The sequence below is a fragment of the Pectobacterium aroidearum genome (assembly GCF_015689195.1).
GTDB lineage: Bacteria > Pseudomonadota > Gammaproteobacteria > Enterobacterales > Enterobacteriaceae > Pectobacterium > Pectobacterium aroidearum.
The window spans coordinates 3,517,340-3,535,622 of sequence record NZ_CP065044.1; the positions used below are offsets into that span (position 1 = coordinate 3,517,340).

At 50.9% G+C, this 18,283-nt stretch carries 17 protein-coding genes; all 17 read right to left on the reverse strand.

What is annotated here, in order from left to right; genetic code table 11:
- Nucleotides 1–81 precede the first annotated feature (81 nt).
- The 17 genes from cpoB to I2D83_RS15810 all read right to left on the reverse strand — a co-directional run bounded on the left by cpoB (nucleotide 82) and on the right by I2D83_RS15810 (nucleotide 18,278).
- Complete coding sequence (gene cpoB / locus I2D83_RS15730; RefSeq protein ID WP_015839528.1) at nucleotides 82–858, reverse strand: cell division protein CpoB; 777 nt, start codon at nucleotides 856–858, stop codon at nucleotides 82–84.
- A gap of 9 nt (nucleotides 859–867) precedes the next feature.
- On the reverse strand, nucleotides 868–1,377 hold the full coding sequence (pal, locus tag I2D83_RS15735; protein WP_010299226.1) for a peptidoglycan-associated lipoprotein Pal: 510 nt from the start codon (nucleotides 1,375–1,377) through the stop codon (nucleotides 868–870).
- Between the two features lie 40 nt (nucleotides 1,378–1,417).
- A complete protein-coding gene (gene tolB, locus I2D83_RS15740; protein WP_015839527.1) occupies nucleotides 1,418–2,710 on the reverse strand; it encodes a Tol-Pal system beta propeller repeat protein TolB in 1,293 nt (430 codons plus the stop codon).
- 138 nt (nucleotides 2,711–2,848) lie between these two features.
- Nucleotides 2,849–4,036, reverse strand: a complete 1,188-nt coding sequence (gene tolA, locus I2D83_RS15745) for a cell envelope integrity protein TolA (protein ID WP_015839526.1) — start codon at nucleotides 4,034–4,036, stop codon at nucleotides 2,849–2,851.
- A gap of 64 nt (nucleotides 4,037–4,100) precedes the next feature.
- Nucleotides 4,101–4,526: a colicin uptake protein TolR gene (tolR, locus tag I2D83_RS15750; protein ID WP_005973933.1), complete on the reverse strand. Its 426-nt coding sequence runs from the start codon at nucleotides 4,524–4,526 to the stop codon at nucleotides 4,101–4,103.
- A 12-nt stretch (nucleotides 4,527–4,538) separates the two neighbouring features.
- Nucleotides 4,539–5,225, reverse strand: coding sequence for a Tol-Pal system protein TolQ (gene tolQ, locus I2D83_RS15755; RefSeq protein ID WP_015839525.1), 687 nt, complete (start codon nucleotides 5,223–5,225; stop codon nucleotides 4,539–4,541).
- Nucleotides 5,222–5,626: a tol-pal system-associated acyl-CoA thioesterase gene (ybgC, locus tag I2D83_RS15760; protein ID WP_039348462.1), complete on the reverse strand. Its 405-nt coding sequence runs from the start codon at nucleotides 5,624–5,626 to the stop codon at nucleotides 5,222–5,224. The genes tolQ and ybgC overlap by 4 nt, the downstream gene beginning before the upstream one ends.
- A gap of 133 nt (nucleotides 5,627–5,759) precedes the next feature.
- Nucleotides 5,760–6,053 (reverse strand): cyd operon protein YbgE, encoded by a 294-nt coding sequence (ybgE, locus tag I2D83_RS15765; RefSeq protein ID WP_039302106.1) that lies wholly within the window; start codon nucleotides 6,051–6,053, stop codon nucleotides 5,760–5,762.
- Nucleotides 6,050–6,166, reverse strand: coding sequence for a cytochrome bd-I oxidase subunit CydX (cydX, locus tag I2D83_RS15770; protein ID WP_015839522.1), 117 nt, complete (start codon nucleotides 6,164–6,166; stop codon nucleotides 6,050–6,052). Before cydX ends, ybgE begins: the two co-directional genes overlap by 4 nt.
- 16 nt (nucleotides 6,167–6,182) lie before the next feature.
- Nucleotides 6,183–7,322 (reverse strand): cytochrome d ubiquinol oxidase subunit II, encoded by a 1,140-nt coding sequence (gene cydB / locus I2D83_RS15775; RefSeq protein ID WP_015839521.1) that lies wholly within the window; start codon nucleotides 7,320–7,322, stop codon nucleotides 6,183–6,185.
- A 13-nt stretch (nucleotides 7,323–7,335) separates the two neighbouring features.
- Nucleotides 7,336–8,904 (reverse strand): cytochrome ubiquinol oxidase subunit I, encoded by a 1,569-nt coding sequence (gene cydA / locus I2D83_RS15780; RefSeq protein WP_015839520.1) that lies wholly within the window; start codon nucleotides 8,902–8,904, stop codon nucleotides 7,336–7,338.
- Between the two features lie 714 nt (nucleotides 8,905–9,618).
- Nucleotides 9,619–10,788 (reverse strand): YfaP family protein, encoded by a 1,170-nt coding sequence (locus I2D83_RS15785; protein ID WP_369986530.1) that lies wholly within the window; start codon nucleotides 10,786–10,788, stop codon nucleotides 9,619–9,621.
- Nucleotides 10,789–11,016: 228 nt separating this feature from the next.
- Nucleotides 11,017–11,889 (reverse strand): succinate--CoA ligase subunit alpha, encoded by an 873-nt coding sequence (gene sucD / locus I2D83_RS15790; RefSeq protein ID WP_014914674.1) that lies wholly within the window; start codon nucleotides 11,887–11,889, stop codon nucleotides 11,017–11,019.
- On the reverse strand, nucleotides 11,889–13,055 hold the full coding sequence (sucC, locus tag I2D83_RS15795) for an ADP-forming succinate--CoA ligase subunit beta (protein WP_015839518.1): 1,167 nt from the start codon (nucleotides 13,053–13,055) through the stop codon (nucleotides 11,889–11,891). The genes sucD and sucC overlap by 1 nt, the downstream gene beginning before the upstream one ends.
- Nucleotides 13,056–13,253: 198 nt before the next feature.
- A complete protein-coding gene (odhB, locus tag I2D83_RS15800) occupies nucleotides 13,254–14,480 on the reverse strand; it encodes a 2-oxoglutarate dehydrogenase complex dihydrolipoyllysine-residue succinyltransferase (protein WP_205946893.1) in 1,227 nt (408 codons plus the stop codon).
- Between the two features lie 15 nt (nucleotides 14,481–14,495).
- Nucleotides 14,496–17,303 (reverse strand): 2-oxoglutarate dehydrogenase E1 component, encoded by a 2,808-nt coding sequence (sucA, locus tag I2D83_RS15805; protein ID WP_205946894.1) that lies wholly within the window; start codon nucleotides 17,301–17,303, stop codon nucleotides 14,496–14,498.
- A gap of 258 nt (nucleotides 17,304–17,561) precedes the next feature.
- Complete coding sequence (locus I2D83_RS15810; protein ID WP_180778378.1) at nucleotides 17,562–18,278, reverse strand: succinate dehydrogenase iron-sulfur subunit; 717 nt, start codon at nucleotides 18,276–18,278, stop codon at nucleotides 17,562–17,564.
- Nucleotides 18,279–18,283 lie beyond the last annotated feature (5 nt).

Genomic DNA, 18,283 nt, shown 5'->3' on the forward strand with positions numbered 1-18,283 from the left:
ACTGTTTGATTGCTTACTCTTAAGACGTTTAGGCACAAAAACCGCTCATGATGCGCAATTTTTGTGCCAATTAATACGGTATTACGATCCGGCTAAACGCTTTTGCGCCTGCTTTGCACTTTCTGTATTGGGGTACATTTTTACAACTTGCTGGTAAACGGCCTTGGCTTTATCTGCCTGACCTTTTTCCTGCATGATCACCCCAACCTTCAGCAAGGCTTCGGAACTTTTTGGTGACTTGGGATAATTTTTAACAACGTTGGCGAAATAGTACGCCGCATCGTCCTTTTTCCCCTTGTTGTAATTCAACTGACCAAGCCAATAGTTAGCATTAGGTTGATACGTTGAATCGGGGTACTTCTTGACGAATGCCTGAAATGCGCTGATCGCCTGATCGTACTGTTTTTTCTCCAGCACGAGCGCGACTGCAGCATTGTAATCAGTATTCGCATCACCCGTACTGGCCGGTGCCGCCGTATTGGCCGCACCGGTGTCAGTACCCGCAGCAGCGGCAGGTGTGCCATCTGTCGTCGGTGTAGAAGATGATTGCGAACTTAATCCATCAATCTGCTGATAGATCTGCTTCTGCCGTTCAACAACCTGATTCAACTGATACTGACTTTCCTGAATCTGCCCACGGAGGCTGTCAATATCACGCTGATTATCAGAGAGCTGCTGCTGAAGTTGGGTTAAAAGCTGACTGTGAGCGTTAGAAATACGCTCCAATTGAGTGACACGGTCTTCGACCGAGCCTGAGCCGACATTACTGATTGGCGCTTGGGCAGTAGCGGCCCAAGGGACCGCTACGCCAACCAGTAACGACAGACCCAACAGGTGACGTCTGAAGTTACTGCTCATGCGATTCTCTTAATATACCAGAACGGCACGACGGTTTTTGGCATATGCCGCTTCGTCATGACCGAGAACAGCTGGTTTCTCTTTACCGTAAGAAACGATAGAGATCTGATCGGAAGAAACGCCTTTACCTTGCAGGTACATTTGTACCGCGTTGGCACGACGCTCACCCAGAGCGATGTTGTATTCTGGCGTACCGCGTTCGTCCGCGTGACCTTCGATAGTCACTTTGTAAGACGGGTTGCTACGCAGGAATGCAGCGTGTGCGTCCAGCATCTGAGCGAATTCAGAGCTCACATCGTACTTATCCAGACCGAAGTAAACGATGTTGTTGCGCTGTAATTCTTGCATCTGCAAACGAGCTTGCTCAGAAGAAGACATGTTGCCGCCGTCCATCATGCCGTTGTTGCCAGCACCCATGGAAGATTGGTCATTGTCCGCATTCTTGTTGGAGCTACAAGCGGCCACTGCCAGTACCGGCAGAGCCAACATCAGGCCTTTCAGCACTTTATTGAATTGCATTTCTTATGTCCTTTGACGAGTTTATTGTACATATCTGTACTTATAGATACGGCGACCAGGCAGGGAATTTAACCTGTCCATCAGTAGCCGGAAGACGCGCTTTGAAACGTCCATCTGTCGAAACCAGCTGTAGCACTGACCCCAGTCCTTGTTTAGAGCTGTAGATCACCATCGTGCCATTCGGTGCGATACTTGGCGTTTCGTCCAGGAACGTGTCCGTTAATACTTGTACGGCACCCGTTACCAGATCCAGTTTGGAAATATGCTGAGCTCCACCATTAGAGCCAACCGTTACCAAAAATTTCCCGTCGGCACTCACATCAGCATCCTGATTCTGGGCACCTTCCCAGGTCAGACGCTGTGGTGCACCGCCGTTAGCATTAACTTTGTAAACCTGAGGACGACCAGCCTGGTCTGAAGTATAGGCCAAGGTCTGGCTGTCTGGGAACCAAGTTGGCTCCGTGTTATTGCTGCGGCCATCGGTCACCTGACTGATTTGCCCAGATGCCAGATTCATTACATACAGGTTCAGGCTACCGCTCTTGGAGAGCGCGAATGCCAGTTTGCTGCCATCAGGAGAGAAAGAAGGCGCACCGTTGTGACGTGGGAAGGAAGCAACCTGACGGATTGCACCATTTGCCAGCGTCTGGATAACCAGTGCAGAACGACCACTTTCAAACGTTACATAAGCGAGTTTGCTACCGTCAGCAGACCAAGCCGGAGACATCAGCGGTTGTGGTGAACGGTGAACAACAAACTGGTTGTAACCGTCATAGTCCGCAACGCGCAGTTCATAAGGGAACTGACCGCCGTTGGTCTGAACAACGTAAGCGATACGGGTACGGAATGCACCTTTGATGCCGCTCAGTTTCTCAAACACTTCATCACTTGCCGTGTGCGCAGCATAACGCAACCATTGCTTGGTGACTTTGAACTGGTTCTGAGCCAGAACGTTACCTGGGTTACCCGAGGTATCGACAAGCTGGTAAGAAACCAGATAGCTACCATCGGCACTCGGTTGAACCTGACCAACCACAACCGCATCAATGCCCAGCGCTGTCCATGCAGCAGGGGTAACCTCAGATGCTGTAGCAGGCTGCTGCGGCATGCGGTTTGCATCGATCGGATTAAATTTACCGCTATTACGTAAATCAGCACCCACGATGCCGCCTACGTCTTCAGGCGCAGCACCCGGCCCCGCCCATTTGAACGGAACTACACCAATAGGGCGCGCAGAGTCTACCCCTTGGGTAATCTCTATACGTACTTCCGCGTGCAGCACCGCTGCCCACAGCATTAAAAAGCTTACTGCAACTTTCAGTACATGCTTCATCTCATCTCCCTTATCCAGACGCGAAGTCTACGATAAATTAGCAGAATTTTAACAAAAACAAACCAATGTCAACAAAACAACATAACCTGGTTTATTTACCATCGTAATAATCTTAAATCTATTGGGTAAACAGCCCGGTTACTGCGGTTTAAAGTCTATTGGCGCATTTTTGAAAGCCTCATAAACCTCTGTGCTCGGTGGCTTCGGTATTTTGGCCTGTTTGGCAGCCGCAATAGCCGCCTGACACAATGCCGGATCGCCGCCTTCAGCAGTGACATCAATCAGCAAACCATCTGGCGCCAGTTTAATCCGTAATGTACAGGTGCGCCCTTTGTAGAGCTGCCAGTCATAAAACTTGCTCTGAATGGCTGAACGCACCTGACCGCCATAACTATCCAGCGCCGCACCTGATGCACCGCTCTTCTTATTGTTGCCTGCGCCCGCAGGCGCACCGCCGCCAGACTTCGGCGCATTTTTCGATGAAGCCAAACCGCCCAGCAAATCATCAACGGCACTTTCCTGCTTAGCCGCTTCTGCTGCTGCTTTCTTTTTCTCATCTGCGGCTTTCTTAGCCGCAGCAGCTGCTTCTGCTTTTTTTGCTGCTTCAGCATCGGCTTTTTGCTTAGCGGCCTCGGCGGCTGCTTTTTGTTTAGCCTGTTCAGCTTCTTTTGCTGCCTCTGCGGCAGCCTTTGCTGCTTCTGCTTTCGCGGTTTCTGCCGCCTTCTGCTTAGCAGCTTCAGCGGCTTTTTCTTTAGCCTCTTCTTCCGCCTGCTTCTTAGCAGCAGCGGCTGCAGCCGCTTGTTTCTTCACTTCGTCTTCCGCTTTCTTTTTAGCGTCTGCTGCAGCTTTTGCCTGTTGTTCGGCTTCAGCCTTCGCTTTTGCAGCGGCAGCTTCGGCTTGCTTCTGCTGTTCTTTTGCCTGCTGAGCTGCCGCTTCAGCCTGCTTACGCTGATCTGCCTGTTCCTGAGCCTGCTTTTTCGCTTCTTCCTGCGCTTGCAGACGCTCTTTTTCCAGCTCTTTCAGCCGCTGCTGCTCAGCGGCTTGCTTCTGTTGAAGCTCTTCGGCCTGCCGTTCAGCCTGCTTTTGACGCTGCTGTTCAGAACGTTTCGCATCAGTCTGTTGCTGCTGCTGGCGGTTATACTGCTCCACCACTGCGCTCGGATCGACCATCACAGCATCAATTGACGAGCCTCCGCCGCCCCCGCTGGCATCCATCGTTTGCGTCGACGAACTCCAGAGCAGCAAAGCAATCAGTATGACGTGCAAAACAGCCGAGATAATAACGGCGCGTTTCAGCTTATCGTTTTGTTCGTTTGCCTTTAACACAAGCGATTCCCAAAAACAGTGTTGCCAGAAATAGGCTTAACGATCATTACCGTGATGTGCTCATTTAAATCGGTTGTGTCATCAAACCAACGGATTTTACGCCAGCTTGATGCAACAAATTCAACGCTTTAATGATCTCATCATAAGGAACATCCTTCGCGCCACCAATCAAAAAGACCGTCTTAGGGTTGGTTGCCAGTCGCGATTGCGCTTCGGCAACCACCTGCTCTGCCGGGAGTTGCTCCATACGGTTTTGCTCAACAACCAGACTATATTGCCCTATACCTGAAACCTCTACGATCACGGGCGGATTGTCGTTGCTGGAGACCGTTTTTGAATCGGTCGCATCAGGCAGATCCACCTCGACGCTCTGCGTAATAATCGGCGCAGTCGCCATAAAAATCAGCAACAGCACTAACAGCACGTCCAGTAGCGGAACAATGTTGATCTCGGATTTCAGCTCACGACGGCCTCTGCGTACTCGTGCCATGATCCCCCCTGATTACTTGCTGTTGTCGCTGGAGAACGCCTGACGGTGCAGGATCGCGATGAACTCTTCAGTAAAGTTGTCGTAGTTCTGCTCCAGTTTGCCCACCCGCAGGCTCAGGCGGTTATACGCCATGACCGCAGGAATCGCTGCAAACAGGCCGATCGCTGTGGCAATCAAGGCTTCGGCAATACCAGGGGCAACCATCTGTAAGGTTGCCTGCTTCACGGCACCCAGCGCGATGAAGGCATGCATAATCCCCCAAACGGTACCGAACAGGCCGATATACGGACTGATAGAACCAACGGTACCCAAGAAAGGAATGTGCGTTTCCAGTGTTTCCAATTCACGGTTCATCGAAATACGCATTGCGCGGGACGCCCCTTCCACCACGGCTTCCGGCGCATGACTGTTAGCACGATGCAGCCGTGCAAATTCTTTGAAACCTGAATGGAAGATTTGTTCAGTGCCCGTCAGGCTATCGCGACGACTTTGGCTTTCCTGATAGAGACGTGATAGTTCGATGCCAGACCAGAATTTGTCTTCGAACGCTTCAGCCTCACGCGTCGCCGCATTCAGAATGCGGGTACGTTGAATAATGATCGCCCAGGAAGCGATAGAAAAACAGATTAAAATCAGCATGATTAGTTTGACCAGAAGGCTTGCCTTCAGGAACAAATCAAAAACGTTCATGTCAGTCACTGCTTGAACTCCGCGACAATAGACTTAGGAAGCGCAATTGGCTTCATTTGATGTGGATCGATGCATGCGATCAAAACTTCAGCATGGCTTAGCAGGGTGCCATGAGCATTGAGAATACGCTGTGCGAAAGTCAGAGAAGCGCCACGCAGCGAGATAATCTCACTTTGCACTTCCAGCATGTCGTCAAGGCGAGCAGGAGCAAGATACTCCACCGTCATCCGACGAACAGCAAACGCGACATGCTCACTTAGCAAGGCTTGCTGGTGAAAGTTGCGCTCACGCAACGCCTCGGTTCTTGCCCTTTCATAAAAGGCAACATAGCGCGCATGGTAGACAACGCCACCTGCATCAGTGTCTTCAAAGTAGACTCGAACTGGCCAGCGAAACAACGAATTACTCACTCTACATCCCGGTAATGCATTAAACCTCGCTACTATACGCAAGAGAAATGAGGTTTGGAATGGATTGTGACAGCGGAAAGAAAATAATTATGGGCTGCAAGCAACCCATAACTAAATGGAATAGGAGACTATTTTAACCGAAGAAATAGTACAATCCTGCGCACAGGATCACAAAGGCGGGAAGTGGTGCGAAAAACGCGCGCCAGAGCAGGCGATGCGGACGAAAACCAACGCCATGAACAACGCCAGCACAGACGGCCCAAATCAGCAGTAGCCCCTGCCAAACCGCGAGTTCGCTGGTGCGCGCCGCGAAGCGCGTCGGATCCCAGAATACACAGCCCGCCAGCAGCAACGCCATGATAAGGGAAAGAGCCCTTATCGGGCTCTTATCCATCAGGCGATAGAGTTTATCGACCAGATCACTCATTGCTTATCTTCTTCAGCCGCTTTGCTTGCCTCACTCTGCTCAAGCGCCAGGGCCGTAATAATCCCCAGTGAGCAAGCAAGAAGCGTTCCGAGTATCCAGGCAAAATACCACATAAATTAAGCTCCTTACTTAGTACATAGAGTGAGTGTTTTGCTCAATCTGCTCTTTGGTAATGCGACCGAACATCTTGTAGTAACACCATGCGGTATAAGAAAGCACGATAGGTACGAAAATAATCGCAACCACTGTCATCACTTTCAGCGTCAGCAGGCTCGACGTCGCGTCCCATATCGTCAAGCTGACGTTAGGCACGGTAACTGACGGCATGATGAACGGGAACATGGCAATCCCAGCAGTCAGAATCACACAAGCAATCGTCAAAGAAGAGAACAGGAATGCCCATGCACCTTTCTCTGCACGTGCCATGAGAGTAGTCAGCACCGGCAATACTACGCCCAAAGCAGGAATCGCCCACAAGATCGGATGATTATTGAAGTTAATCAGCCAGGCACCCGCCTGATGAACGACTTCTTTACGCAGCGGGTTAGATTCAGCGGCAGTGTTAATCGCAGACGTCACGACATAACCATCAATACCGTAAACAACCCATACGCCTGCCAGAGCAAATGCCACCATCATCACCAGCGCGGAAATCTGCGCGGCAGATTTGGAACGCACGTGCAGATCGCCCGTGGTCCGCATCATCAGGTAGGTTGCACCCTGAGCAAGAATCATCGTCAGACTCACCACACCCGCCAACAGACCAAACGGATTCAGCAGTTGGAAGAAGTTTCCGGTGTAGTACAGACGCAGATATTCATCGACGTGGAACGGCACACCCTGCAACAGGTTGCCAAACGCAACGCCAATAACAACTGGCGGAACAAAGCTACCGATGAAGATGCCCCAGTCCCACATGCCACGCCAGCGTGGGTCTTCGATTTTTGAACGGTAATCGAAGCCGACAGGACGGAAGAACAATGAGGCCAGCACCAGAATCATGGCAATGTAGAAACCGGAGAACGCGGCAGCGTAAACCATCGGCCAGGCAGCAAACAGCGCGCCACCTGCGGTGATCAACCAGACCTGGTTACCGTCCCAGTGCGGCGCAATGCTGTTAATCATGACACGACGCTCGGTATCGCCACGTCCCATCAGACGCACCAGAATGCCCACGCCCATGTCAAAACCATCAGTGATAGCGAAGCCAATCAGCAAAATACCGATCAACAGCCACCAGATAAAACGTAAGACTTCATATTCAAACATAGTGGACTCCTGTTTACCGTGCTTCCTGCGCAGCCGCTATAGGTTGTTCAAAATGGTAGCGCCCTGTTCTCAGGCTGCTCGGCCCCAGACGTGCGTATTTGAACATCAGATACATTTCTGCAATCAGGAAGAGCGTATACAGACCACAGATCAGCGCCATTGAGAACAGGATGTCTCCCGCTGTCAGTGATGACGTTGCGACTGCCGTTGGCAGAATTTCACCGATGGCCCACGGTTGACGGCCGTATTCAGCCACAAACCAGCCAGCTTCAATAGCGATCCACGGTAGCGGAATACCATACAGCGCAACGCGGTGCAGCCAGCGTTTCTGACCAATTTTGCCACGCAGAACGGTCCAGAAAGACAAGCCGATGATCAACAGCATCAGAATGCCGCAGCCCACCATGATACGGAAAGAGAAGTACAGCGGCGCAACGCGTGGGATAGAATCTTTAACGGCTTGTTTAATCTGCGTTTCTGTCGCATCAGAGACTTTCGGCGTATAGCGCTTCAGCAGCAGGCCATAGCCCAGATCCTGTTTAGACTGATCGAACGCTTCTTTGACTGCCGGATCGGTGTTACCCGCACGTAATTCTTCCAGCAATTGGTAAGCCTTCATACCATTGCGGATACGCACTTCATGCATCGCCATCAGCTCTTTCAGACCCGTCACTTCTTTGTCAGTAGAGCGAGTAGCAATTAACCCCAGAGCATAAGGGATCTTGATGGCGTAGTTATTTTCCATCGTATCCTGGTTCGGGATGCCGATCAGCGTAAAGGATGCTGGTGCCGGCTGGGTTTCCCATTCGGCTTCAATCGCCGCCAGTTTGGTTTTCTGCACGTCGCCCATTTCATAACCGGATTCATCACCCAGTACGATAACAGACAGAACAGAAGCCAGACCGAAGCTTGCTGCGATAGCGAATGAACGCTTGGCAAATGCAATGTCGCGGCCTTTCAGCAGATAGTAAGAACTGATACCCAGAATGAACATCGCGCCCGTACAGTAACCTGCGGCCACCGTGTGAACGAATTTCACCTGAGCAACCGGGTTCAGTACCAGATCGGCGAAGCTCACCATTTCCATACGCATGGTTTCGAAATTGAAATCCGATGCGATGGGGTTCTGCATCCAGCCATTGGCAACCAGAATCCACAGTGCGGAGAAGTTAGAGCCCAGCGCGACCAGCCAGGTAACGGCCATATGCTGTACTTTTCCTAAACGGTCCCAGCCGAAGAAGAACAAGCCAACAAAGGTCGATTCCAGGAAGAATGCCATCAGGCCTTCAATTGCCAACGGCGCGCCGAAAATATCCCCGACGTAGTGAGAGAAATATGACCAGTTGGTCCCGAATTGAAACTCCATGGTCAATCCGGTAGCGACCCCCAGAGCGAAGTTAATAGCGAATAACTTGCCCCAGAATTTGGTCATATCTTTATAGATTTGTTTGCCGGACAGCACATATACCGTTTCCATAATCGCCAGCAAAAACGCCATCCCCAGCGTTAATGGTACGAATAGAAAATGGTACATTGCAGTTAAGGCAAACTGTAAACGTGACAGTTCGACTACATCAAACATTTTGACTCCTTGCTCCTCGCAGGAAGGGATTAGCTTGCAAACGCTGACAAGCCGCCAAACATCCGGCCATTACACCCAAAAAGAACACAACAAGAATTGCTTTAACACAGGCTGTAACAAACGCTATAAATACCGTTCACCAGGGCAGTCATACCCCGACAGCAAGTTCAAGATAAATCACAAGTATTACAAGTAGCGTACCCCATAGGGAGGTAGCCGTATATTACGCCTGTAATCCCCTACAATAAATAGGTTTTTACGTGACCCAGACTAGGTTTTTGGCTTCAAATCAACTTTTCTACTAAAAGGCTCGAAAGACGATAATTGACCTCGCGCAATTTAAGCCTATTTCAGAAATTATATCCAGAGGCGTTTTTTGATCTAAAACAATTTAACGCTTTTCTCGTGATTGATGCGTTGCATTAATTTCTTTATTGTACCTATTGTTAATGCATTGTGACTTTTCGGTTTAATTAAAATTAATTCAGCAATATAATTTTTACTTCCTGTTATCGATTATTCACATGCTTTTCTTATCTTCTATTTTATGTCAGATTTTTATTTTTTATTTCTGACCACAACGCGATATTTCTTATCAAACTGCCCTGCCCTTCTCCAGTATGCCGTCGGTTTGTCACGCGGGATGCAAAAACGGAGGCCAAGAGGCCTCCGCGGTGATAACAGATAAGGTGAGACGAAGCACACTGCGGTGATTTACATCTTCGCTTTCATGCGCTCGATAGCCTTATCGTAAACCGTGTTACTTTTCTGGCTTCTCGCAAGCTCATAATGCTGAAGTGCATCACTGAACTGACCCGCATTCTCGTAGATTTTTGCAATGTTGTAGTACGAACTGGCACGCGTGGTTGCCGCATTGCTACCGTTTGCCAGCGCAATCGCTTTACGGTTAGCCCAAATAGCTTCGGCAATGTTACCCCGCTTTTGATAAGCCAAACCCAGGTTGCTGTATGCCTGACCAAATGCGCTGTCCTGCTCGATCGCAGCCAGGAACAGCGTCGTGGCCTGTTCCAGTTCACCGCGTCCATAGGCAGCCTCACCGTCACGATTGAGCGTTTTTGCCAGTGCGGTATTTCCGGTAACTGAAGTGGCTGTCTGTGCCGGGTTAAGCACCATTGGCAACGCATTACCATCCTTCGCTTTTGAGAAATCGGCCTCGCCAACGGCATTGATATCTTCAAAATCACCGTTAGGGTTAAGACGGAAAACCGTCCAGATATTCCCTGCTTTATTCAGTGGTACGGAATACGTCCGCACTAATGAACTCCCAACATAGACAAATACTTTTGCACTACTTGCGGAAAGTGCTGGTGAATTAGTTTTATCACCGTTCGTATAATCATGAACAGCATAAATATAACTTTCACCTAAACGCTTTTTATCAATGGTGATGGTTTCCGGCCCAAAGCTATCGGTATCATCAACATCAAGATTGGCATCGCGTCCTTTCTTGTGTTGGAAATAAATATGATTATCCGGATAAATAAGATGAGAATCTAAATCGAAAGGTCTTTCACCCCAGGTTAATACAATTCTCATACCATCCAGATTTTTCATTACTGGACTAATAGCATAAGTCATTCCATCACACGGACACTTTACTACCAGATCGGAATAACCTTCTTTTTTAATGATCAGCAGACTGTCCTGATCCACTGCAAATGGTGCATTAAGCGCCACGCGGCCAGCGGCATCAGAGCGAGCGGTTACTGACTGCGCACCGTTCTTCTGTAGAATCACCGCCGCATCATCAATCTTTTTATCTTTAACCGTCGCACTCAGCACTTCAATATTAATAGACTGTGCGCTGGCAGCGCAGGTAAATACAGATAATGCCAGCATCAGCGCTTTTATATTTCCTTTCACACAACATCCCCTTAAGGCAAATTAATTAATCATTCCCTGTTTACATGAACTCAATGAAATATTCTTCATTTCTGCTTATCACTAATCAGCCTTTTCAGGCGCGCGAATTATCCAATAAAACCACGAAAAAGTCATGTGCAATTCAATTGTGTCGATTAACCTCAATGGCTAAATTTGAATAAAAAAAAGCCACCCGAAGGTGGCTAGAGTATTTAATCGAATAATCGATTAACGCGCTAATATCGCTTTTACTGCATCACCGATATCCGCCAGGCTGCGAACGGTTTTAACACCCGCTGCTTCTAACGCCGCGAATTTATCGTCAGCCGTACCTTTACCACCCGCGATGATTGCACCCGCGTGGCCCATGCGCTTGCCTTTCGGCGCCGTCACACCCGCAATGTAGCCGACAACCGGCTTAGTTACGTGTTCTTTAATATACGCCGCCGCTTCTTCTTCCGCCGTACCGCCGATTTCACCGATCATAACGATGGCTTCGGTCTGCGGATCCTGTTCAAACAGCTTCAGAATATCGATGAAGTTAGAGCCTGGGATCGGGTCACCGCCGATACCGACACAGCTGGACTGACCCAGCCCGGCATCGGTCGTTTGCTTCACGGCTTCATACGTCAGCGTACCTGAACGAGAAACGATACCCACTTTACCCGGCAGGTGGATATGGCCAGGCATAATACCGATCTTACATTCACCCGGCGTGATCACACCTGGGCAGTTCGGACCGATCATCCGCACGCCGCTCTGGTCGAGTTTGACTTTCACCGTCAGCATATCCAGCGTCGGGATACCTTCGGTGATACAGATAATCAGTTCGATACCTGCGTCAATCGCTTCCAGAATGGAGTCTTTACAGAATGGAGCCGGAACGTAGATAACGGATGCGGTTGCGCCCGTCGCTTCTACTGCCTCACGCACCGTATTAAATACGGGCAGGCCCAGATGCTCCGTGCCGCCTTTACCCGGCGTCACACCACCGACCATTTGTGTACCGTAAGCAAGTGCTTGCTCAGAGTGGAATGTCCCCTGACTACCGGTAAAACCCTGACAGATAACTTTGGTATTTTTATTAATCAGAATGGACATTATTTACCCTCCACAGCTGCAACAACCTGCTGAGCGGCACCCGTCAGGCTGGTCGCGGCGATAATATTCAGGCCGCTATCCGCCAGTTTCTTGGCACCCAGCTCCGCATTGTTTCCTTCCAAACGCACAACAACCGGTACGTTAACACCCACTTCGGCTACCGCGCCGATGATGCCGTCAGCGATCAAATCGCAACGTACAATGCCGCCAAAGATGTTAACAAAGACAGCTTTTACCTTGTCATCAGACAGGATAATTTTGAACGCTTCGGTAACACGTTCTTTCGTCGCGCCGCCGCCAACGTCGAGGAAGTTTGCAGGAGAACCGCCGTGCAGCTTCACGATGTCCATCGTGCCCATCGCCAGGCCAGCACCGTTCACCATACAGCCAATATTGCCGTCCAGCGCAACATAGTTCAGTTCCCACTGTGCCGCGTGCGCTTCACGGGAATCTTCCTGGCTTGGGTCACGCATTTCACGCAGCTCAGGCTGACGGAACAGCGCATTACCGTCCGCGCCGAGTTTGCCATCCAGACACACCAAATCGCCCTGCTTGGTGATAACCAGCGGGTTAATTTCTACCAGCGCCAGATCGCGCTCCAGGAACAGCGTCGCCAGACCCATAAAGATTTTGGTGAACTGTGCCACTTGCTTGCCGCTCAGGCCCAGTTTGAAGGCCAACTCGCGTCCCTGATAAGGCTGTGGCCCTACCAGCGGATCGATCGCTGCTTTATGAATCAGCTCTGGCGTTTCTTCCGCCACTTTTTCAATTTCTACACCACCTTCGGTGGATGCCATGAACACCACGCGACGCGTGCCACGGTCAACAACTGCGCCCAGATAAAGCTCTTTGTCGATATCTGTTGCTGCTTCAACCAGGATTTGATGAACCGGTTGACCCTGTGCGTCAGTTTGATAAGTAACGAGTTTTTTGCCTAACCAGTTTTCAGCAAAGGCGCGGATATCTTCTTTGTTACTGACGACTTTAACGCCGCCCGCTTTACCGCGGCCGCCTGCGTGAACCTGACATTTTACGACCCACGGACCCGCACCAATTTTAGACGCGGCTTCTTCCGCTTCACGCGGTGTGGTACAGGCATAGCCGGTCGGTGCCGGTAAACCATATCGAGCAAAGAGTTGTTTTGCCTGATACTCGTGTAAATTCATGATGTTCTATCCATTTAGGTTTGGAGATAAGTCGGCAGGCGGTTTTTCATCACCGACTCTTTCGGTAGCGAAAAACGCCAATAACTCTCTGATATATTTGGATAACGCCGTTGAGAAAAAACGGCCTACATAGCACTTAATCTGTATATTTCGGGCGGAAATCGTCAGGATTATCCGCCCGAGAGCCTACCCGTCAGACTAAACGTCTAACAGCAGACGCGCTGGATCTTCCAGCATCTCTTTCACCGTCACCAGGAAGCCAACGGACTCACGACCGTCGATCAAACGGTGATCGTAAGACAGCGCCAGATACATCATCGGCAGAATAACAACCTGACCATCCACCGCCATCGGGCGATCTTTAATGGCGTGCATACCCAGAATCGCACTCTGCGGTGGGTTGATGATCGGGGTAGACATCAGAGAACCAAAGACGCCGCCGTTGGTAATCGTGAAGTTACCGCCCAGCAGTTCTTCAACCGTCAGTTTGCCGTCACGACCTTTCACGGCCAGATCCTTGATACGTTTCTCAATGTCGGCCATGCCCAGCGCATCCACATCACGCAGTACTGGCGTAACCAGACCGCGCGGAGTAGAAACCGCAATGCTGACATCGAAATAGTTGTGGTAAACCACATCTTCGCCATCAATAGAGGCATTTACTTCAGGGTAACGCTTCAGCGCTTCAACCACGGCTTTGATGTAGAAGGACATAAAGCCCAGACGCACACCATGACGTTTCTCAAACGCTTCGCCGTATTGCTTGCGCAGATCCATAATGGGCTGCATGTTGATTTCGTTGAACGTCGTCAACATGGCCGTGCTGTTTTTCGCTTCCAGCAGGCGCTCTGCAACACGCTTACGCAGGCGCGTCATCGGTACGCGTTTTTCACTGCGCGCACCCAAAGCCGATGCAGGAGAAGCCGCCGGAGCCTCAGACTTAGCCGCTTTGCCAGATTCTTTCTTCTGAGCAGCCAAATGCGTATCGACGTCTTCACGAGTAATCCGACCGCCTACGCCGCTGCCTTTGATCGCAGAGGCATCGAGATCGTGCTCGGCAATCAGACGGCGGATCGCCGGGCTAAGCGCGTCGCTATTCTCTTCTTCCAGCCCAGCGGTATGACGCTGTGCCGGTGTTGATTCTTTGCTCTGTGACTTCTCACTGGTTTCTTTACCAGAGCTGTCGCCACGGCGGATGCGGCCCAGCAACTGGCGAGACGTTACCGTAGCGCCTTCTTCTTCCAGCACGGCATCCAGAATGCCAGCTTCAGAGGCAGGCACTTCCAGTACAACTTTGTCAGTTTCAATTTCAACCAGTACTTCATCGCGCTGAACGCTATCGCCTGGTTTTTTATGCCAGGTCGCAACAGTGGCGTCAGCGACGGATTCAGGCAGGTCGGGTACAAGAATATCTACGCTACTCATTATCTATCCTTTTATTTAATCAACGTTCAGCGCGTCATCGACCAGATCTTGCTGTTGTTTCTGGTGTACGGACATATAGCCAACGGCGGGTGATGCAGACGCCGGGCGTCCTGCGTAACGTAAAGAAGCCCCAAACGGAATCACTTCACGGAAATGGTGCTGACTGCAATACCAGGCTCCCTGATTCAGCGGCTCTTCCTGACACCACACGAAATCGTGAACATGGGCAAAAGATTCCAGTGCCGCTTGTACTGCCTGATGCGGGAACGGATAAAGTTGCTCGATACGGACGATCGCGACATCTTTTTGCTCGTTCTTGCGGCGCTGTTCCAGCAAATCATAGTAGACCTTGCCGGAACAAAGCACGACACGCTTCACGGCGGCCGGATCTAATTCTTCTATTTCACCAATCGCTGGCTGGAAGGAACCGTTCGCCAGTTCTTCCAGTGAAGAGATCGCCAGCGGATGGCGTAACAGGGATTTCGGCGACATGACCACCAGCGGACGGCGCATTCCACGCAGCGCCTGGCGGCGAAGCATGTGATACACCTGCGCAGGCGTTGACGGAATACAAACCTGCATATTTTGCTCAGCGCACAATTGCAGATAACGTTCCAGTCTCGCAGACGAGTGCTCAGGACCCTGACCTTCGTAACCGTGCGGCAGCAGCATCACCAGACCACACATCCGGCCCCACTTCTGCTCGCCGGAGCTAATGAACTGGTCGATAACCACCTGCGCACCGTTGGCGAAGTCACCAAACTGCGCTTCCCAGATGGTCAGCGTGCGCGGTTCTGCGGTCGCATACCCGTATTCAAACGCCAGAATCGCTTCTTCGGACAATACGGAGTCCCAGACGTTAAACGCGCCCTGTCCGTTATGCACATGATTCAGCGGCGTGTAGCTGGAACCGTTTTTCTGGTTATGCACGACAGCATGACGATGGAAGAACGTACCGCGGCCGCTATCCTCACCGGACAGGCGAATCGGAATACCCTCATCGACCAGCGTCGCGTAGGCCAGCGTTTCCGCTCCGCCCCAGTCAAACAGCTTGTTGCCTGCGGCCATTTCAGCACGGTCAGCATAGACTTTGGCAACGCGAGGATGCACATCAATCCCTTCCGGCACTTCACTGATACGCTTCGCCAGTTCCTGCAAGCGTTTCATTTCTGTTGCGTGCGGATAAGGCTCATCCCATTCATGGTTCAAATACGGCGTCCAGGTAAAGGACTGCATGTCCATTTCACGCCATTCTTCCACCACACATTCACCCGCATCCAGCGCATCGCGGTACAGGTTGACCATTTCGGTGGCATCTTCCGGCGTGATGGATTTTTCCTGCTCCAGACGATCGGCATACACCTTACGCGGCGTAGGGTGTTTTTTGATCTTCTGGTACATCATCGGCTGCGTTGCACTTGGCTCGTCAGCTTCGTTATGACCGTGACGGCGGTAACAAATCAAATCGATAAACACATCGCGTTTGAAGGCATTACGGAAATCCAGCGCCAGACGCGTCACAAACGCCACCGCTTCGGGATCGTCTGCGTTAACGTGGAAAATAGGCGCCTGCACCATTTTACCGATATCGGTACAGTACTCGGTGGAGCGAATATCCAGCGGGTTAGACGTGGTGAAGCCGATACGGTTATTGATAACAATACGCAGCGTGCCACCGACTTCGTAGCCACGCACCGTCGACATATTCAGCAGTTCCTGCACCACACCCTGACCACTGACTGCCGCATCGCCGTGAATGGTGATTGGCAGAACACGCGGGCCACTCTGGCTATTAAGACGGTCAAGACGCGCACGAACCGATCCCGTCACAACCGGGCTGACGATCTCCAGGTGCGAGGGGTTGAACGCCAGCGCCAAGTGCACCAGACCACCAGCAGTTTCAAATTCAGACGAGAAGCCCTGATGATATTTAACGTCACCCGTACCCAGATGTTCTTTATGTTTTCCGGCGAACTCGTCGAACAGATCCTGAGATTTTTTGCCCAATACGTTGATTAGCACATTGAGGCGGCCACGGTGCGCCATCCCCAACACGACTTCACGCGTATCGTTTGCACCCGCATGGCGAATCAGCTCTTTCAACATCGGAACCAGCGCATCACCGCCTTCCAGCGAGAAACGCTTAGCGCCGGGATATTTGGCACCCAGATAACGCTCCAGCCCTTCGGCTGCGGTTAACTCTTTCAGGAAACGGCGTTTCTCGTCTATCGTAAATGACGGTTGCCCCATTACCGATTCGATACGCTGCTGGATCCAGCGCTTCTCTTCCGTACTGGTGATGTGCATGTATTCCGCACCGATAGAACCGCAATAGGTGCGCTTCAGTGCTTCATACAGGTCTTCCAGCTTCATGGTGTCTTTGCCGATGGCAAAAGAACCCACGTTGAAGGATTCCTGTAGGTCATCCTGCGTCAGGTTATGGTAATCCAGATCCAATTCTGCCACTGGCTCTTGGGGGCGCAGGAAAATCGGGTCCAGGTTAGCACGCTGATGTCCACGGAAGCGGAACGCATTGATCAGCTGCAATACCTTGACCTGCTTAGCATCAATATCGGGATCGGTGACTGATGAGGTAAAGCGCGAAGCGTCTTTCGCCAGACGGCGGAAATATTCACGCGTTTTGGAATGGAGTTGATCCGGTTTGACCCCACTCGTAGGCAATTGCTGGAAGATCGAGCGCCAGCTATGTTCGATCGAGTCAGGATCGGTTAAAAAATCTTCATAGAGTTGCTCTATGTAGGACTGATTCGCACCCGCCAAATAGGAGGAATCCAGCCAGGCCTTCATTGCGCCGTTCTGCATTATGATCCCTTAAGCTAATAAGCTTCAGTTTTCGCCGTGGTTAACATGTAATTTAGTGCCCGTATATCGTTTACCCTACAAACGGTTCACTTGTCGTACATCGGTACGCGCTTAGGGTATCCATCCCCCCTAAGGAACCTTTAAAAACCGGTTCTGGCGCGTAAGCCGGTTTTTAAAGGTTTCCTGCGCTCCCTCTGAAGAATAGCAACTTCAGAGGGAGATACATGTTTTACTACTTAATCTTTATGCAATAACGCGTTACGCGCTGCGGTGCAACAGCATCGATTTAATATGACCGATAGCCTTGGTCGGGTTCAGCCCTTTCGGACACACGTTCACACAGTTCATGATGCCGTGGCAGCGGAAGACGCTGAACGCATCGTCCAACTCGTCCAGCCGTGGCTTGGTTTCCGTATCGCGACTGTCGATCAGGAAACGGTAAGCCGCCAACAGTCCCGCAGGCCCAACAAATTTGTCCGGGTTCCACCAGAACGACGGGCAAGACGTTGAACAGCAGGCGCACATGATGCATTCATACAACCCATCCAGCTTGGCACGTTGATCGGGCGATTGCAGATGCTCACGCGCCGGCGGATTTTTCCCATTATTCAACAGGTAAGGCTTTATTTTCTCATATTGGGCATAGAACTGTCCCATGTCCACTACCAAATCACGTACAACCGGTAATCCAGGTAAAGGACGGATAACAATTTTGCTGTTTCCGCGACGTAACGCAGAAACTGGCGTAATACAGGCCAGCCCGTTTTTGCCGTTCATGTTAACGCCATCGGATCCGCAGACACCTTCACGGCAGGAACGACGGAATGACAGCGTCGGGTCCTGCTCTTTCAGCAACATCAGCGCATCCAGCAGCATCATGTCGCGGCCTTCTTCCGCTTCCAACTGGTAATCCTGCATCCGCGGAACATCGTCAACATCCGGGTTGTAACGATAAATAGAAAATTCGAGTTTCATCGTTT

Bases quoted from the DNA above. Each gene is read 5' to 3' on its own strand.
- cpoB (WP_015839528.1), bottom strand. From the start codon at position 858: ATGAGCAGTAACTTCAGACGTCACCTGTTGGGTCTGTCGTTACTGGTT.
- pal (WP_010299226.1), bottom strand. From the start codon at position 1,377: ATGCAATTCAATAAAGTGCTGAAAGGCCTGATGTTGGCTCTGCCGGTA.
- tolB (WP_015839527.1), bottom strand. From the start codon at position 2,710: ATGAAGCATGTACTGAAAGTTGCAGTAAGCTTTTTAATGCTGTGGGCA.
- tolR (WP_005973933.1), bottom strand. From the start codon at position 4,526: ATGGCACGAGTACGCAGAGGCCGTCGTGAGCTGAAATCCGAGATCAAC.
- ybgE (WP_039302106.1), bottom strand. From the start codon at position 6,053: ATGAGTGATCTGGTCGATAAACTCTATCGCCTGATGGATAAGAGCCCG.
- cydX (WP_015839522.1), bottom strand. From the start codon at position 6,166: ATGTGGTATTTTGCCTGGATACTCGGAACGCTTCTTGCTTGCTCACTG.
- cydB (WP_015839521.1), bottom strand. From the start codon at position 7,322: ATGTTTGAATATGAAGTCTTACGTTTTATCTGGTGGCTGTTGATCGGT.
- cydA (WP_015839520.1), bottom strand. From the start codon at position 8,904: ATGTTTGATGTAGTCGAACTGTCACGTTTACAGTTTGCCTTAACTGCA.
- sucD (WP_014914674.1), bottom strand. From the start codon at position 11,889: ATGTCCATTCTGATTAATAAAAATACCAAAGTTATCTGTCAGGGTTTT.
- sucC (WP_015839518.1), bottom strand. From the start codon at position 13,055: ATGAATTTACACGAGTATCAGGCAAAACAACTCTTTGCTCGATATGGT.
- odhB (WP_205946893.1), bottom strand. From the start codon at position 14,480: ATGAGTAGCGTAGATATTCTTGTACCCGACCTGCCTGAATCCGTCGCT.
- sucA (WP_205946894.1), bottom strand. From the start codon at position 17,303: ATGCAGAACGGCGCAATGAAGGCCTGGCTGGATTCCTCCTATTTGGCG.
- I2D83_RS15810 (WP_180778378.1), bottom strand. From the start codon at position 18,278: ATGAAACTCGAATTTTCTATTTATCGTTACAACCCGGATGTTGACGAT.